The sequence below is a fragment of the Streptomyces sp. NPDC101227 genome (assembly GCF_044767545.1).
In the GTDB taxonomy this organism is placed as follows: domain Bacteria; phylum Actinomycetota; class Actinomycetes; order Streptomycetales; family Streptomycetaceae; genus Streptomyces.
The window spans coordinates 191,685-208,463 of record NZ_JBIWOD010000008.1; the positions used below are offsets into that span (position 1 = coordinate 191,685).

General features: G+C 70.3%; 16 protein-coding genes. 9 read left to right on the plus strand and 7 right to left on the minus strand.

Annotated features, from left to right (window positions below):
- Positions 1 to 309: 309 nt before the first annotated feature.
- Positions 310 to 1,506, minus strand: coding sequence for an FAD-dependent monooxygenase (locus ACIRPT_RS20760; RefSeq protein WP_403828977.1), 1,197 nt, complete (start codon positions 1,504 to 1,506; stop codon positions 310 to 312).
- Between the two features lie 358 nt (positions 1,507 to 1,864).
- On the opposite strand from ACIRPT_RS20760, the gene ACIRPT_RS20765 reads away from it, so the two are divergent.
- The 7 genes from ACIRPT_RS20765 (at position 1,865) to ACIRPT_RS20795 (ending at position 9,787) form a co-directional block, all read left to right on the plus strand.
- The gene (locus ACIRPT_RS20765) at positions 1,865 to 2,686 is read left to right on the plus strand and encodes a 2-amino-3,7-dideoxy-D-threo-hept-6-ulosonate synthase (protein WP_403508208.1); all 822 of its coding nucleotides are present in this window, start codon (positions 1,865 to 1,867) and stop codon (positions 2,684 to 2,686) included.
- Positions 2,683 to 3,801 carry a 3-dehydroquinate synthase II family protein gene (locus ACIRPT_RS20770; RefSeq protein ID WP_403828980.1) on the plus strand — a complete coding sequence of 373 codons (1,119 nt, stop codon included), beginning with the start codon at positions 2,683 to 2,685 and terminating at the stop codon, positions 3,799 to 3,801. Before ACIRPT_RS20765 ends, ACIRPT_RS20770 begins: the two co-directional genes overlap by 4 nt.
- Before the next feature lie 99 nt (positions 3,802 to 3,900).
- On the plus strand, positions 3,901 to 5,379 hold the full coding sequence (locus ACIRPT_RS20775) for an amidase (RefSeq protein WP_403828982.1): 1,479 nt from the start codon (positions 3,901 to 3,903) through the stop codon (positions 5,377 to 5,379).
- Between the two features lie 6 nt (positions 5,380 to 5,385).
- A complete protein-coding gene (locus ACIRPT_RS20780; protein WP_403828984.1) occupies positions 5,386 to 6,621 on the plus strand; it encodes a class I adenylate-forming enzyme family protein in 1,236 nt (411 codons plus the stop codon).
- A gap of 143 nt (positions 6,622 to 6,764) precedes the next feature.
- Positions 6,765 to 7,292, plus strand: a complete 528-nt coding sequence (locus ACIRPT_RS20785; RefSeq protein WP_403828986.1) for a cupin domain-containing protein — start codon at positions 6,765 to 6,767, stop codon at positions 7,290 to 7,292.
- Positions 7,293 to 7,401: 109 nt separating this feature from the next.
- A complete protein-coding gene (locus ACIRPT_RS20790) occupies positions 7,402 to 8,946 on the plus strand; it encodes an MDR family MFS transporter (protein WP_403828988.1) in 1,545 nt (514 codons plus the stop codon).
- A 97-nt stretch (positions 8,947 to 9,043) separates the two neighbouring features.
- Positions 9,044 to 9,787 (plus strand): SDR family oxidoreductase, encoded by a 744-nt coding sequence (locus ACIRPT_RS20795; protein ID WP_403508220.1) that lies wholly within the window; start codon positions 9,044 to 9,046, stop codon positions 9,785 to 9,787.
- 138 nt (positions 9,788 to 9,925) lie between these two features.
- Here ACIRPT_RS20795 and ACIRPT_RS20800 read toward each other — a convergent pair whose 3' ends face one another.
- Both ACIRPT_RS20800 and ACIRPT_RS20805 read right to left on the minus strand, forming a co-directional pair.
- On the minus strand, positions 9,926 to 11,551 hold the full coding sequence (locus ACIRPT_RS20800) for an FAD-binding oxidoreductase (RefSeq protein WP_403828991.1): 1,626 nt from the start codon (positions 11,549 to 11,551) through the stop codon (positions 9,926 to 9,928).
- Positions 11,552 to 12,348: 797 nt separating this feature from the next.
- Positions 12,349 to 12,654, minus strand: coding sequence for a winged helix-turn-helix transcriptional regulator (locus ACIRPT_RS20805; protein ID WP_403828994.1), 306 nt, complete (start codon positions 12,652 to 12,654; stop codon positions 12,349 to 12,351).
- Between the two features lie 165 nt (positions 12,655 to 12,819).
- Here ACIRPT_RS20805 and ACIRPT_RS20810 point away from each other — a divergent pair, with 165 nt between their 5' ends.
- Positions 12,820 to 13,404, plus strand: a complete 585-nt coding sequence (locus ACIRPT_RS20810; protein WP_403828997.1) for a carboxymuconolactone decarboxylase family protein — start codon at positions 12,820 to 12,822, stop codon at positions 13,402 to 13,404.
- 158 nt (positions 13,405 to 13,562) lie between these two features.
- Here the strand turns inward: ACIRPT_RS20810 and ACIRPT_RS20815 are convergent, their stop codons facing one another.
- Positions 13,563 to 14,198, minus strand: coding sequence for a DNA-3-methyladenine glycosylase I (locus ACIRPT_RS20815; RefSeq protein WP_403508228.1), 636 nt, complete (start codon positions 14,196 to 14,198; stop codon positions 13,563 to 13,565).
- A gap of 43 nt (positions 14,199 to 14,241) precedes the next feature.
- Complete coding sequence (locus tag ACIRPT_RS20820) at positions 14,242 to 14,514, minus strand: Ada metal-binding domain-containing protein (RefSeq protein WP_403829000.1); 273 nt, start codon at positions 14,512 to 14,514, stop codon at positions 14,242 to 14,244.
- Between the two features lie 390 nt (positions 14,515 to 14,904).
- Between ACIRPT_RS20820 and ACIRPT_RS20825 the strand changes: the two genes are divergently transcribed.
- Positions 14,905 to 15,534, plus strand: coding sequence for a hypothetical protein (locus ACIRPT_RS20825; protein ID WP_403829003.1), 630 nt, complete (start codon positions 14,905 to 14,907; stop codon positions 15,532 to 15,534).
- A gap of 10 nt (positions 15,535 to 15,544) precedes the next feature.
- On the opposite strand, the gene ACIRPT_RS20830 is transcribed toward ACIRPT_RS20825, so the two are convergent.
- Positions 15,545 to 16,066 carry an NUDIX hydrolase gene (locus tag ACIRPT_RS20830; protein ID WP_403829005.1) on the minus strand — a complete coding sequence of 174 codons (522 nt, stop codon included), beginning with the start codon at positions 16,064 to 16,066 and terminating at the stop codon, positions 15,545 to 15,547.
- 71 nt (positions 16,067 to 16,137) lie between these two features.
- The gene (locus tag ACIRPT_RS20835; RefSeq protein WP_403829007.1) at positions 16,138 to 16,755 is read right to left on the minus strand and encodes a hypothetical protein; all 618 of its coding nucleotides are present in this window, start codon (positions 16,753 to 16,755) and stop codon (positions 16,138 to 16,140) included.
- Between the last annotated feature and the right edge of the window lie 24 nt (positions 16,756 to 16,779).

Sequence of the window (16,779 nt, forward strand, 5' to 3'; positions counted from 1 at the left end):
CAGGTCGGGTGGTTTGACTCGAATGCCGTTCCTGAAGCGGGCCTTCCGCAACCTTCCGGAGCTCTGCGGTGTTCCATAGGGGTAGGGCGGAGAATTGACGGCAGAGATCGGCGGAACGGCATGCGGGATCCGACCTCAGGAAACACCACGGAAAAGGCTTTCCGGATGACCTCGGAGGTCGTCGGTGGATCGGGTGGATTCCGGCCACATTCCACGGGGCTCAGTTAGGGGATTCGGGCGGCGGCCCCGTAGAAAGCCCGGCCCCCGGAGGCCAGGTGCCGTCCGGGGGCCGGGAGATCGCGCCGGGTGTCAGACCGGCTGATGACTCTCCAGCGAGTCCTCGACGTCGTAGCCATGGAGCCAGTCCTGCCGCTCCGGCGCGGGAGTGCCCATGGCCGCGTCGCGCTCGCGCTGCGCTTCGCCGTCCGCCAGATGGAACGCCGTGCTGTTGCCCCGGGAACGCTCCTGCACCAGCGAGGTCCGCGGTCGGCGCAGCGACTCATAGCGCTGCAGCGCCGCGGGGAGGTCCCCGGGCGCGGCGTCGCGCAGACAGGCCGCCAGCGCCACCGCGTCCTCGATGGCCTGGTTGGCGCCCTGACCCAGGAACGGCAGCATCGGATGCGCCGAGTCGCCCAGCAGCGTGACGCGGCCGGTGCTCCACCGCTCGATCGGGTCGCGGTCGTGCAGCGCCCACAGGCTCACCTGATCCGCCGCGGCGATGACCGAAGTGACGTCCTCGCACCACCCCTCGTAGGCCGCGGCCACGTCCGCCGCCCGTCCCCGGCGCGACCATGACTCGTCCTCGGAAGCGCTGGTGGGCAGCGTCGCCACGAAGTTGACCAGCCGTCCGCCCGAGACCGGATAGCAGACGAAGTGCCGCCCCGGCCCCAGCCACAACTGCACCCGCGGCTCCGCCACCAGGGCGGGTATCCGCCGGCTGTCGACCAGCCCCCGGTAGACGGACTGGCCGGAGAACCGCGGCCGGTCGGCCACCAGGGCCTGACGCAGCACGGAATGGATGCCGTCCGCGCCGACGACGGCGTCCGCCACGGCCTCCGAGCCGTCCGCGAACCGCAGCACGACCTCGTCCGCGCCCTCTTCGGCCATGGTGCACCGGGCGTTCAGCCGCACCATGCCCGGCGGCAGCGCATCGACAAGCGCCCGGTGCAGATCGGCGCGGTGCATCGAGTAGTACGGCGCGCCGTACCGCTTCTCGCAGTACTCCCCCAGGAGCCCACGGCTGATCACCGAGCTGTCCGCCCAGCGACGGAACTCCATGGCCTCGGGTATCACCGCCGACGACCGCAGCGCGGACTCCAGCCCAAGACGGTGCAGCAGCCTGGTCGCACTCGGCGCCAGCTGCAGACCCGCGCCCACCTCCCCCAACCGGGGCGCCTGCTCATACACCTGGCACTCCAGCCCGGCCCGGTGCAGCGCGAGCGCGAGCGTCAGACCCGCCAGCCCTCCTCCGACCACAGCGATGCGTGGCGGCGTGTCCTTCCTCATCGGCCCCTCCTCTACGGCGCGGTGCCCCTGCAGGCACTGTCACCCGCAGAACACCGAAGAGCGCAACTCAGTTGCGTTCTCGGGGAAATTGACCTCACCCGGCCGACGAAGTACCGCTGTAGCCGCCAACTTCTTCTCCATTCGGCGCCGGAGCCCCGAGGATGTTGCTCAGGGCGCCGCCGGGCCTTAAGAATCTGTATCCGGCGGGAACGTACACGGGCTGAAGCCGGAGCGCTCCAAAAGTCTTTCACCCGGCCTGGGTCGGCCCGTTACCCAAGAGTTCATCATTCTCCGGGTCTTTATCAATCCGCAGTTTCGACTGACGGTTCCCGTATCACCCGTGCTTACGGAGGGTGCTGTGCCCCTACTACCCCTGAGCGGAAAATCGCTGCGCCTTACCCGGCTTTCCAGGCCCGGCGACGGAAAATTTCTCATCGTACCCATGGACCATTCCGTGGCCGACGGTCCCATTGCCGACGCCGCGGGGTTCAGCCGGATCGTCGGTGACGTCGTGACCGCCGGTGCCGACGCCATCGTCGTGCACAAGGGGCGCGCCCGCACCATCGAACCGGGCCTGCTGAACGGTGCCGCCCTGATCGTCCACCTCAGCGCCAGTACTCCCCACGCACCCGACGGCGACGCCAAGGTCCTCGTCGGCGGCGTCGAGGAGGCCGTACGCGCCGGGGCGGACGCGGTCAGCGTGCATATCAACATCGGCTCGGACACCGAGAAACGCCAGCTCGAAGACCTCGGCGCGATCGCGGCGGGCTGCGAACGGTGGGGTATGCCGCTGCTGGCGATGATGTACGCACGCGGACCGCGCATCGAGGACCCCCGCGACCCCGCGCTCCTCGCGCATGTGGTGAGCATCGCCGTCGACCTCGGCGCCGACCTGGTGAAGACCGTCGCCGCGGGCTCGGCGGAGGACATGGCAGGCATCGTCGCCAAGACCCCCGTCCCGGTCGTGGTGGCCGGCGGGTCGGGCGACGGCCGCGGCCTCACCGATTTCGCGCACTTCGCGATGAACGCCGGCTGCCGCGGACTCGCGGTCGGCCGCCGGGTGTTCCTCAGTCCCGACCCGGCGGAGGCGGTGCGCACGCTGGCCGCCGCCGTCCACGAACCACGACCGGAAACCGCCCCGAATTCAACCTCCCTACCCGAACTGGCAGGTGCGATGTGAAGTTCGCCTGGATTGACATTCGTTCCGTTTCCGCCGAGCAGCGCAAGGCGCTGGTCGAGGCGGCCGTGCACGCCCGGATCGACGGCATCGTCGACGACGGACCGGAGATCCTGGCCACCCTCCCCCCGACCGTGCGCAAGGTACTGGTCGCCAAGGGGCCCGGCGACGGGGCCGCCGCGGACTGGGACGGCTACGACGTACTGCTCACCGACGTCACCGACGTCAACGGCCTCGCCGTGCTGCAGGGCCGTGCCCTGGAGGGCCAGGACTCCGTCGCCGCCCACGTGCCGGTCGACGACGACGCCTCGCTCACCCTGGCGTGCTCGGCCGCACGGGCCCTGCCGTACACCGCGGTCACCTTCAAGGACCCCACCAAGATCCCGCTCGAGATCGTGATCGCCGCGGCCGACAAGGCCCCTGGCCAGCTGATCTGCCGGGCGGACTCCCTCGAGGAAGCGAAGATCATCCTCGATGTGCTGGAGAAGGGCTCGGAGGGCATCCTCCTCGCGCCGACCTCCGTCGCCGAGGTGCTGGAGCTCGCCGAGCTCCTCCAGACCGACACCCCGGCGCTGCAGCTCACCGAGCTGACGGTGGAGTCCATCGAGCACAGCGGGCTCGGCGACCGGGTGTGCGTCGACACCTGCAGCTATCTGCACAAGGACGAGGGCATCCTGGTCGGCTCGTACTCCCACGGGTTCATCCTGTGCTCCAGTGAGACGCATCCGCTGCCCTACATGCCGACCCGGCCGTTCCGCGTCAACGCCGGTGCCCTGCAGTCGTATGTGCTCGGCACCGACAACCGCACCAACTACCTGAGCGAACTCGGCGCCGGCGACACCGTCCTGGCCGTCAGCACCACCGGACGCACCCGCCGCGTCGTGGTCGGCCGCGTCAAGCTCGAATCGCGCCCGCTGCTGACCATCAAGACCCGTGCCGAGGACGGCACCCTGGTGAGCCTCGCCGTCCAGGACGACTGGCACGTACGGGTCCTCGGCCCCGGGGACGCGGTGCGCAACGTCACCGAGCTCAAGAAGGGCGAGAAGCTCATGGGCTACCTCGCCACCGACCAGCGCCATGTCGGCTGGCCGGTTGGCGAGTTCTGCGTCGAGAAGTAGGCCAGCGCGCCGGCTCGGGCGCCCACTGTACGGGCCGACTCCCAGGTCCCGTACGGGGCGCCCGGGCCGGCCGCGCGCGAAGTAGAGGGAAGTCGCACCATGGATGAACTCGCCTATCAGCCGGCGGCCCGCCTGGCCGAAATGATCCGCCGCCGTGAACTGTCCCCGGTCGAACTGGTCCAGGCCTGCCTCGACCGCATCGAACGCCGTAACCCCGCCGTCAACGCCTTTGTCACGGTCTGCGCCGACGAGGCCCTGGACGCCGCCCGCCGCGCCGAGCGCGAGGTGCTCGCCGGCGGTCCGCTGCCGCCGCTGCACGGTCTGCCCATAGGGATCAAGGACCTCGACCCGGTGGCGGGAATCCGCACCACCCAGGCGTCGTACGCCTTCCAGGACACCGTGCCCGAGGCGAACGGCGTGAGCGCCGAACGGCTCCAGCAGGCCGGGGCCATCGTCGTCGGCAAGACGAACACCCCGGAATTCGGCCACAAGGCCATCACCGACAACTTCCTGTTCGGGCCCACCAGCACGCCCTTCGACCTGACCGCCAACGCGGGCGGGTCCTCCGGCGGCGCCGCCGCGGCCGTCGCCGAAGGCCTGGTGCCCATCGCCCAGGGGTCCGACGCGGGCGGCTCGCTGCGCGTCCCGGGCTCCCTGTGCGGGGTGTTCGCCCTGATGGGCACCTTCGGACGGGTGCCCACCGTGGTGCGGCCCAACGCGTTCGGCCTGCTCAACCCCATGGTGTGCTACGGCCCGGTCACCCGCACCGTCGAGGACGGGGTGCTGATGTTCGAGGTGATGGCCGGTCCGCACCCCCGGGACCCCTACTCGCTGCCGGCCGCACCCGAGCGCCTCACGGACGCGCTGCGCCGCCCGCTGACCGGCCTGCGCGTCGCCTACTCCCCCGACCTCGGCGGCTTCCCCGTCGAACCCGATGTGGCCGCGGTCGTACGGGAATCGCTCGGGGCGCTCATCGACGACGGCGCCGACGTCGTCGAGGTCGACATCAAACTCCCGCGTCCCCACCAGGAGTTCACCGCGCTGTGGCGGCGCATGCAGGCCGTCCGCCAGGTGGAGTTCATCACCCGTATGCGGCGCGCCGGCGTGGACGTCCTCGCCCACCGCGACCGCATCGCGCCCACCTATCTGGAACTCCTGGAGATGGGCGAGCGTCCCTCGGCCGTCGACTACCGCCTCGAGGACGTGCTGCGCAGCGAACTCCTCGACTCGCTGGAGGACGTCTTCGACGAGTACGACCTCATCGTGAGCCCGGTGACGTCGGTGGCACGGATACCCAACGCCGCCGACCGCACCACCGTGGGCCCCTCCCAGGTCGCGGGTCAGAGCGTCAATCCGCTGGTCGGATGGTGTCTGACGGGTCTGTACAACTTCATCGGCAGCCCCGCCGCCACGGTTCCCGCCGGCTTCACCCCGGCCGGGCTCCCGATCGGCCTCCAGGTCGCCGCCCGGCGCTTCGACGAGCCGCATGTCGTCGCCGCCTGCGCCGCCGTGGAACGCCGCCGCCCCTGGCACGCGGGCTACGAGCGCCTGGAGCTGCGGCGCGAGCGGGAAGGCTGAGCCACGGTGTCCCTCACTTCCCGTCGGGACACCGGCTGGTGGGGCGCCGGGCTGCTGGAGAGGCGGCCGCCCGACGCCCCCTGGGCGCTCGCCCGCAGCACGGTCACCTACGGCCAACTGCGCGCCCAGGTCACGTCATTACGTCATACCCTGAGGTCGTACGGCATCGGGGCGGGCAACACCGTCGCCCTCCAGGGTGCCCGCAGCTTCACACAGATGTGGGCCCTGCTCGCGCTGTGGTCGTGCGGCGCCCAGGTGATGCTGATGGGGCCGGGCCTGCGCGGCCGGGAGCTGGGCACCCTTCTGGACCGCTGCCGGCCGCAGTACCACCTCTCCTTCGACGCCCCGGGGTGGGCGGCCGGGACCTTCCACGACGAGTGCGAGGTCCTGGTCCGCCGGCTGGTCGGCGGCCGCCCGGCCGAGACCCCGCACTGCCTGGTCCAGTTCACCTCCGGCAGCACCGGCATCGCGAAGGCGATCGGCCGTACGCCCGAGTCCCTCACCACGGAACTCGGGCGCTTCCGTGCGATCGGCGGGATGCCCCACGGCGGCGAGAAGGCGCTGCTGCTGGCGCCGCCGGAACACTCCTTCGGCCTCATCGGCGGGCTGCTGCACGCCATGAACACCGGCGCGGTCACGGTCTTCGCCCGGGACACCGGGCCCCGGGCGGTGCTCGACGCCTGCCGGACGCATCAGGTCGACGCGGTCCTCGGGGCGCCGGGGCACTTCGCGGCCCTTGCGCACCACGACGGCGCGCCGCCGTCCCTGCCCCGGCTACGGGCGGTGATATCCGCGGGGGACACGCTGGAGCGGCAGGTGCCCGCGCGCTTCGCCGAGCGTTTCGGCGTGCGGATCGGCCAGGCGTACGGCACGACCGAGACCGGCATCATCGCGGTCGACGCGGCCGGGGCGCACGGGCCGGGGACGGTCGGCGTGCCGGCGCCCGGCGTCCGGGTCCGGCTGGTCTCCGGGGAGCTTCAGGTGCGGCTGCCGGACTCGCCGTATCTCGCGCCGGAGGAGCCTCCGGCGCGGTTCCTCGCGGACGGCGGGCGCGACCCGGGCGGCTGGCTGTGCACCCGGGACCTCGTCGAGGTCGATCCGGCCGGCGGGGCGTTGCGGCTGCTGGGGCGGCTCGACCCGCTCGCCGACCGGCGTGGGCTGACCGCCGGCGCCACGCAGCGGCAGGTCGCCGACCGTGCCGTCGTCCGGCTTCTCGGCCGCGACGGCTCCCTCGCCATCTGAATCCATCAACGCATCCCGGGCCGCCTTTCGGCCCGGGATGCAACCGTTCCGGAACCGGCGGTGTTTCCCCATTGCATGCCACTGAACCGGACGCTCCGCGTCGTACCGACTCCGTTCCCGTACTCACCCGTTCTGGAGACCCCATGACCGAGGCAACGATGTCCGATGGAAAGAAGGACGACGACGCGGAGCGCCTCCACCGCGTGCTCCATGTCCCCGCCGGGGACGGGCCGACCGTCTGGGTCGACGGCAACACGTACACCATCAAGGCGAGCCATGAGAACACCGGTGGGCGACTGGCCTTCGTCGAGGCCTCCGTGCCGCCCGGCTGCGGCCCCGACGCCCATATCCACCGCGGTGAGGACGAGGCGTACTACGTGCTCTCCGGTGAGCTCGAGGTCCTCGACGGGGAGCGTACGTTCACCATCCGGCAGGGGGACTTCGTCTTCATCCCGCGCGGGGTGACCCACCGGTTCAAGAACCGCGGCCTGCATGCGGCCAAGATGGTCTTTCTGTTCACCCCCGCCGGATTCGACAGGTTCTTCCTGGAGGCCGGCGATCCGGCCCGGCCCGGCGTGCAGCCCCAGCCGTGGCCCGCGGAGCACTTCGAGGGCATCGCAGAGATAGGCGCCCGCCACCGCTGGGAGCCGGGCGAAGAGCCCGCCAACTGACCCCATCGCGCCCGCCGGCACCAGCGGCCCACCGGCCGGCGGACGCCCACCGAACCCCTCACCCCCGCCGGCCCGCGCGCCGCTCACGAACAGCGCGGTACGGAACGCAATGACCGCACGAAAGGTAACGATGGAAGAGACCGCGGCGGCACACCCGCCGGATGTCGACAACGCCCCGGGCGCCGGGGCACCCTCCGAGGGAGGCGAGCAGGGCGAGCAGCGCCTGCTGCCCATCGGCTCGACGTTGTCCCTGGGCGCCGTCATCGCCCTCCTCAGCACCACCATCGTGTCGGTGGGCATGGGGCGCCTCGCCGAGGTGTTCACGGTGCCGCTGTCCACCGTGCAGTGGGTGAGCACCGCCTATCTGCTGGCGATCGCCGTCGCCATCCCGATCGCCGGCTGGGCGATGGACCGCTTCGGGGAGAAGACCCTCTGGCAGGCCTCCATCGTCGTCTATCTCATCGGCTGTGTCCTGGCCGCCGTCGCCACCAGCGTCGGCGCGCTGATCGGCGCCCGGGTCGTCCAGGGCATCGGCGGCGCCATGTTCGAGCCGATCATGCTCACGATGCTGGCCCGTGCGGCCGGACCGAAGCGCGCCACCACCGTGCTGAGCATGGTCCAGATCCCCATCACGCTCGCCCCGGTCTTCGGTCCGATGGTCGGCGGCGTGCTGATGGACAACCTGGACTGGCGCTGGCTGTTCTGGTTCAACGTCCCGCTCGGCCTGCTGTGCGCGGTGCTGGCCCAGCGCATCCTGCCCACCGACCCGCCTCGCGAGCAACGGGGCGTCTCCCGGCTCGACGTGACCGGCCTGGCGCTGCTGCCCGCGGCCCTCGCGGGACTGCTGCTCGGCTTCTCCCAGCTGGCCACCGGCGGAGGCATCGGCGCCCCGGTCGTCCTGGTCTCGTTCGGCGTCGGCGCGGTCCTGCTGATCGCGTATGTGGTGCACGCGCTCCGGATGCGGGGCGTACCGCTCATCGATGTGCGGCTGTTCGCCACCGGCCGGTTCACCGCCGCCGCCCTGGGCTCGTTCCTGTTCGGGGCCTCGGTCTACGGAATGATGTTCCTGCTGCCGCTCTTCTTCCAGCAGGGCGGCGGCTTCGACGCCTGGACCTCGGGTCTGCTGCTCGCGCCGCAGGGCGTCGGCACGGTCCTGATCCTGCCCGCCGTGGGACGTCTCGTCGCCCGCTTCGGCCCCCGCGCCGTCGTACTCGCCGGCATGGCCCTCGCGGCGATCAGCACGCTTGCCTACACCCAGTTCGACCCCGCCCATGACACCGCACTGCTCGTCGTCGCGCTCCTCGTACGAGGCGTCGGTCTGGGCACGACGCTCGCCCCGGCGCTGTCGACGGGCTTCACCAGCATCGCCCCGGAGAACACCGGCCGGGCCAGCAGCGCCCTGATCGCCTCCATCCAGCTGGGCGGCTCGGTCGGCACGGCCCTGCTCGCCGTCGTCGTACAGCAGCAGCTCACCGACCGTCTGGGCCCGAACGGTTCCGCCGCGTCGGTCGTCTCCTCGCCCCATCTGGCCGGGCCGATCACCGAGGCGTTCGGCGCAGCCTTCTGGTGGACGCTGGGCCTCTGCGTGGTCGGAGCGGTAGTCGCGCTCTTCCTGCCGTCCGCCGAGCGCGGCGGCACCCCGGCGGAAACCTGAACCGCCCCGGCGCGCGGAACCACCGCCGCCCCACGAACCCCCGCCCAACACATCGCACCATCAAAGAAATCGATATACCTGTGAGAGGACGCACAACGTGACAGACACCCTCAACGGCAAGGTCGCCCTGGTCACCGGGGCATCCCGCGGCATCGGGGCGGCGATTGCGCAGCGCCTGGCGGCCGACGGCGCCGCCGTGGCACTGACCTACTCCCACTCCAAGGACCGCGCGGAGGAGGTCGTCGCCGGCATCCACTCCGCGGGCGGACGCGCCCACGCCATTCAGGCCGACAGCGCCAAGGACGAGGACATCGCCGCGGCCGTCGATGAGACGGTGCGGGTCCTGGGCAGCCTGGACATCCTGGTGAACAACGCCGGTGGCGGCACCTTCGGGCCCGTTCAGGATCTGCCCATCGACGCCATCGACACGATGATCGATGTGAACATCCGTGGTGTGGTCGTCGGGATCCGGGAGGCGCTCCGGCATCTCCCCGACGGGGGCCGCATCATCACGATCGGCAGCATCAACGCCGACCGGATTCCCTTCCCCGGCGGTTCCGTCTACGGCATGACCAAGGCGGCGGTGGCCGGCCTGACCCGCGGCCTGTCGCGGGAGCTGGGTCCGCGCGGTATCACCGTCAACAACGTCCAGCCCGGCCCGACCGACACGGACGCCAACCCGGCGGATGGTCCCATGTCCAGCAGCATGCTCAGCTGGATGGCCCTGGACCGGTTCGGCCGGTCCGATGAGATAGCGGCGATGGTCTCGTACCTCGCCGGCCCCGAGTCCGCTTTTGTCACCGGCGCGAGCCTGGACATCGACGGCGGCTTCGGCGCCTGAGCCTTCTCACCGCGGTCCCTCTGCCGGCCCACCCGGGGCAACCAGCTCCGGGTGGGACGGCGTCACCGGGACAGCATCGCCGGCATGACATCACCGGCACGGCATCGCGGTGCTGCTGGGCCCGTTACCGCGCGCCTGTTACGGCAGACGCACCGACTGGCCGTGGTTGAAGTGGTTGCCCGGGTCGTACTTCGCCTTGACCTGCTGCATGCGGGAATAGTTGTCCCCGAAATACAGGGTGTGCCACGGCACTCCGGACGTGTTGTGCTTCGGGTCGTTGAGATCGATGTCGGCGTAGTTGATGTAGCAGCCGTCGGTGGTCTCGTCGAGGACCGGAACGCCACCCGTCTTCTGGTAAACGTCCTCGTAGAAGGACCGCAGCCACGAGATGTTCACATCGTCGTCGGCCGGGTTATTCCAGTACGTCTGGTAAAGCAGCTTGAAGCGTGAATCGCGGTGCACGCTCGCGGTGTCCCCCGGCTTCACGCTGTTCACCGCGCAGCCGAAGGAACTGAACTGCACCATCGCGTGCGGGATTTCGAGATCGGTATGAGCCAGGTGCTCGTACATCGCCTCGATCTGGGTGTCGGTCACATTCTTCTTGTTGTAGGCCGACTTGTAGTCCGCGCGCAGCGTCGGGTCGACCAGGAAGTTGGTGGTGGTGCCGAAGAACCGTGTGGCCTGCAGCCACGGAAGCCGCTGCGGTTTGTGGTACTCCGGCATCGGCTTGTGCTCGCCCATCGTGTTGGTGACGGGCTGGTGCTCGATATCGACGCCCTCGGTAACGGCGGCGATATAGGCCTCGAGCAGCTTCTCCGCATTCGGAGTGGTGGCATCCATCTGGGACACCAGTGCGATCTGGCCGTTCGACTTGTGATTGAGCAGAAGCGAACTCATCAGCCCGCTGTAGGCACTGCCCGGTTCGGAGTTCTCGTCCGCAGTGTGCCAGGCCGAGTAATTCCGGGTGAGGCGGATGAACGCTTCCTTGGCCACGTCCTCCCAGGGCCAGGCAATGGCGCTGATCAGCACCTCGCTCGGCGGCTTGATGAGCGCCTGTTCCGGACGGCGGCCGGTGGCCCGCGGGGAGCGGAACCAATACCGGGTAATGACGCCGAAGTTTCCACCGCCGGCCCCGGTGTGGGCCCACCACAGTTCCCGGTTGGGGTCGGACTCCTCGCGGGTGGCGACCACCGTACGCGCGGTGCCGTGGTCATCGACCACCACGACCTCGACCGCGTAGAGGTGATCGATGATCAGGCCGTCGCGGCGGGCGAGCATGCCCCATCCGCCGCCGCTGACATGGCCGCCCACGCCCACCGAGTAACACATACCGCCGGGGAGGGTGACACCCCACACCTTGTACAGGCGCTCATAGACATCGAGCAGCGTCGCGCCCGCCTCCACCGCGAATGCGGAGAACCGGTCGTCGTAGTAGACCGATGTCATCTCCGACATGTCGAGCACTATCTGGGTCTCGGCGTTGAAGACGAAGTTTTCATAGCAGTGCCCGCCACCGCGGACCGTCAGTTTCTTGCCGGCCCGGACCGCCTCTTGCACCACAGTCTGAACCTGCCGAGTGGAATCGACCACTCGTACGAATTCCGGCCGCCCCACCCAGCGCTGATTCATCCCGCGCACCAGATCCCCGTAACGCGGATCCACCGCCCCGATCGTCGCCGCGGAAAACTCGGCGGCGGGAGCATCCTCGGGCGTCCGGCCCCTGGGACCCCCACCCCGCACCTGATCCTCGTGTTCGTTCGTCATAACAGTTGTCGAGCCCTTCCTGAGTGAATTGCCCCGGACCTACTCGATCCCCGTGAGCCGGGAATCTCTGCGCCGCCCGCGAAGCAGCAGCGGGCGATGGACGCGAACGCCATCAGGGCCGAAGGTGCGACCGCCGCGATCACATGCCGTGTCGCAGGCAGAGAATGCGCACGGAGCGCCATTGAACAGATCTCCCCCCGGATCCTGGACTCCCCGACACTCGGCAAGGGGACTCAATGCCCCTGCTCCAAAAGGGAGTCACCGAAATAATGAAACGCGCGCCACAGGATTTCAAGGAAAACTGGGGTATCCCTGCACAGTGTTTGCCATTCCGACAAGAGGCTGTGACAGAACTGGCGCAAAACACCGCCCGCCTGCCGAAATCGGAGTTCCACCCTCCGGGTCAGCGGGCGCTCAACACCCGAGCCCTGGACGGTGATTGCGTCGGCCGACGCCGCATTGGGGCGGGCCGGGCCGCCCCTTGGGCGCCGGCGACGCCTACCGAAGTCCGAGCCGTGGCCGCAGGTCACGACGCGGATCCAGCCCCCGGGCCGACATGTTCGAGGCGCGGGCGGGCGGCACGACGGGTCGGTTCGCCACGGCAGAACCACGGTACGGAGAAAGGAAGTTCACTCTTGCCCTGTCGGCGGCGTGACCCCTCAAGAGGTAGCGGACGATCACCGATTCGGCCGGGAACACGCCCCCGGACAACCTCCGAACGACGTCCGAACGACCTCCGGCACGGGCCACAGCGGACCACGCGGTTGCTCACGGCCACCGCGCCGCCGCGGTCACAGCTACGGTTTCGCCTCCGGCCCGTCGGACGCCGCCCGGTCGAGCTCCGCGGCCCAGCGTTCGGACCAACGGTGCAGGCCCTGAAGTTCGTCGCAGGCACCTTTGCCGAGGGGTGTCAGCCGGTAGCCCTCCTGGGCATCGCGCTCCACGAGGAGCGATTCCTGCAGTTCGGTGAGGCGCTGCTGCAGCACACTGGACGACATTCCGCCGCACCGTTGCTGCAGCGGCCGGAAGCCAAGGGCCTGGCCCCGCAGTTCCCACAGGATGCGCAGGGTCCACCGGCGCCCGAACAGGTCAAGGGCAGCCATGACAGGGTGACCCGTGGAGGCTCCGCGGACCGGTCGCCGAGGTGTGGGAGCCGCCGTCATTGCGCCCGCCGTTCTTCTTCGCATGGGATTGCGCTTCGGTTTCAGAAACACTACCGTCCCTGCCGATGCTTCTAAAAACGAAGCGCGAAAGGATGGCATGACCCCATGACCGCCCGGATCCCTCCCCTCGCTTCGCCCTATCCGCCAGAGGTCGCGCCGGTCCTGCGTCGCATGATGCCCCCCGGCGAGGAGCCGATCGGCCTCTTCCGTACCTATGCACGCAATGTGCGCCTGACGGAGGCGCTCCACGCCTGGGGCACGTACCAGCTCAGTCGGCAGCTCAGCCTCGGCCTGCGGGACCGGGAGATCGTCATCGACCGCACCTGCGCGCTCTGCGGATGCGAATACGAGTGGAGCGTGCACATCGCGCGCTTCGCACCCCGCGCCGGACTGACCACGGCCCAGGTCGGTTCCCTCACTCACGGGACGAGCACGGACGCCTGCTGGACGGCCGACCGCGACCGGCTCCTCATCGAGGCGACCGATGCGCTGCACACCCACCAGGACATCGACGATGCGCTGTGGGAGCGGCTCGCCGCCGAGTTCAGCCCCGAACAGCTCCTGGACCTGCTGATGCTGTGCGGTTGGTACCACGCCATCAGCTTCACCGCTCGCGCCACCAGGCTTCCCCTGGAACCCGGCGCGCCGCAGTTCGGCGACGTAGCGCCCCCGGCCCGCCGGACACCCTGACATCCGGCGGGCCTCATCGGCCGGCGCACCCGCCCCGCTCCCGATGGTCCGTTCCCCGGACCGGGAGGCCAGCACCGGCAGTCTCATCGGGCGCCACCTGACAGGCCGTCACGTAGCCCCAAGATGACTACCCGTCACATGACCATTCGGGCACACGACTACGCGTCATGCTGGCGCGAGGTCCCACGCCGATGGCATCCCACCAGATGCGTGTCGACCATCCCGATGGCCTCCATGAGCGCATAACTCGTGGTGGGGCCGACGAACCGGAAGCCATGCGCACGTAGTTCGGCCGCCAGCGCCTTCGACTCGGCGGTCTTGGTCGGCACTTCGGAGACCGTACGGGGCACCGGGGTGCGGCCGGGCTTGTGCGACCAGATCAGCCGGTCGAGCCCGCCGTGCTCCCGCAGGTTCAGGACGGCCCGGGCGTTGGTGCGCGCCGCCTCGATCTTCGCGCGGTTACGGACGATTCCGGCGTCGCCCATGAGCCGTTCGACATCCGCGTCCGTGTACTCCGCGACGGCCTCCGGATCGAACCCGCCGAACGCCGCGCGGAAGGCCGGCCGCTTGGCGAGAATCGTCAGCCAGCTCAGCCCGGACTGAAACGCCTCGAGCGTGATCCGCTCGAACAGCGCCTGTTCGCCGCGGACGGGCAGGCCCCATTCGGTGTCGTGGTAGTGCCTGTTGAGCGGGTGCGAGGCGGCCCATAGGCAACGCCCGAGCCCGTCCTCCCCCACGACGGCTTCGCCCTCCGCCGGCCGTACGTCCGACTCGCTGGCGGTTGTACTGGTCACGCACTCACTTCTCTCTTCCAGGGCCGCCCCGAGCGGACAGCCCTCACCTTGCGCCTGCCCTCCGGGCCTTCCACCGCGCGTACTGCCGGGGCATGCACACCGCACACGGCCGGTATCCCGCCGCGACGGCGGTCTCCTCATCGGCGAAGAAGACCCGATGCCGCAGATAGTGGCCACGGGCGAGGGCACGCAGCGCGGAGGGACAGTCCAGCCGCCCGTACAGCTTTCCCCGCCGGTAGCCGCCCAACGAGCCGGGCACAGCGCTCACGTAGGGCCGGCCGTCGGCCCCCGTCAGCCTGTACGTCGGCTCGCCCATGAGTCGAGTCTGTACGCGCCGCGCCCAAAGGTCCGGCGGAATTCGGACATCGTGCTGTGTCGGCGGCTCCCCGACCGCCTGCCCCCTGGCTGCCTCCGCTCTCCGGCGCCGCCGGCCTCGGGCGGGGGCCGGCCTTGAACGAGGCCGCACCGCCGAATTCCCCTCACCCGAACGGCCGCCCCGGATCGCCGTGCCCCCGCAGGGCTCCTAGCGTCAATCGACGCAGCGCGGCGCCTGCGGACCTCCTCCACGAGCGCCATCACCACACCAATTGCCCATGACAACAGCGCCGTCGCAAGGGAGTCCGCGGCACGGACTCCGCACAAGGGACTCCCCGTCAGGGATCCCGCGTCAGTCCGACCAGGGGAGTCCGATCAAGGGAGTCCGATCATGCGTAGGCTCATCGCCGTGCCGACCGTGCTGCTCGCCCTCACCTCCGCGGGATGTGGCAGCGGTGACGAGAGTGGGCAGCGGCCGAACGGTGGGGCCGGGACCAGCGGCAGCCACGGTGAGGGTCCCGGGGCCGGCCCCCCTTCGTCGGGCCCGTCCGCCGGAGTCCCCGGCCAGCCGGTGCGCTGCGGCGAGATCTCCGATGCGCTGGGCGATTCCCGGAGCGTCGCGCTGTTCGCCGATCCCGGTGCGGGTGGCACGGTGGACTGCGCGGAGGCACACGACGTGATGGCGGAATTCTTTGTCCGCGCGCCGCAGCAGGACGGCGAGAGGCCCGGGTCGCTGACCGTGCGGGGCTGGCTCTGCCGGTACGAGAGCGGGCCGACCGGCACCTGGATCAGTACCTGCGGCAAGGGCGAGCTGGAGATGCATACGGAGGAGGCATCCGGTCAGGGCGCCGGGCCCGATGCATCCACCGCGCCGGAGGAGCCCGTCGGGCCGGAGGAGCCCGGTGAATCGGCGGACCCCGGTGAATCGGAGGCGCCCGGCATACCGGACGAGTCCCAGCTCCCGAGCCTGCCCGATGAGCCGGGCGACCCGATGGGCGAGCCGTCCACGGAGGAGCTCTAGGAACGGGAGCCTAGGAAGAGGAGCTCCGGGAAACCGCCGCGCCCGGCCCCTGCGGCTCCTCCCCCATCCCCTGGAACCACGTCGGCGCGGACTCCATCGCCCGCTTGATCCGGGTCAGGGCGTAGTCGTCGAGCTTCGGCAGGGCGTCCATGGCGAACCAGCCCACCTCCAGCGACTCGTCGTCGTTGACCTTCGCCTCGCCGCCGATCGCCCGGCACCGCAGCGTGATGTCCATGAACTGGCAGATATCACCGTTGGGATACCGCGTCGGCGGCATGGCCTCCACGAGGATGACCCGCTCGGGCACCACCCGTACGGCCGTCTCCTCGTACACCTCGCGCACCGCGGTCTCGGCAGGCTGCTCGCCGGGCTCGGGAATTCCGCCGATCACCGACCAGCCGCGGGTGTCCGCCCGCCTGCCCAGCAGAACCTGGCCCTCGCCGTCGAAGACGACCGCGCTGACGCCCGGCAGCCACAGGAGCTGCCGGCCGATGGAGCTGCGGAGGTCACGGATGAAGTCGGGGGTTGCCATGCATCGAGCCTACGGGACCCGGGCGGTGCGCCCACGGTACGCACACGCCCGAAGTCCGGGAAACCGCCTGCTCAGGCGCCCGCCGGGGTGCTCTTGGGCAGCCCCAGCCGGCCGCGGATGCAGCGTACGGCGGCCTCGGCGTCGTCGACGGTGACCGTGAAGGTCCGGCCGTCGCCGAGCCTCAGGACCAGACCCTCGCCGCGGCGTACGACCACGGCGGTGCCCTGTTCTGGACGCCAGCGATAGCCCCAGCCGCCCCAGTGGCGGGGCGTGACCCGTGGCGCGAAATCGGCGCCGACCACCAGGTCGAGGGGGATCCGGCGGCGCGGCACCCCTATATGGCCGCAGCGCACTTCCAGGTAGTCCTTCTCGACCCGCACCGCGACATGGACGAAGGCGAGCGTGCCGAACAGCACCAGCAGGCCGGCGGCGACACAGCCGACCACCGACATGACCAGGGGGGTGAGGCTCGAGGTCCAGGAGCTGTCGACGGCCAGTTCGACGCCCAGCGCCAGGCAGCCGGCGCCGACGGCGGCCAGGAGCCACTGGACGCGGTTGGTGGCGCTGCCGTGCCAGACCTCGGGAATGTCCGCATGGGCACCGCTCGGGGCGCGTGCGCCGCTGTCGGCGCCGTCGGTACGGGCGTGGTCCTCGGGGGCTGCTGCCCCCTCGTGGGGGTGGTCCCTCATGGGACGCAGCGTACGCGCCTTTGC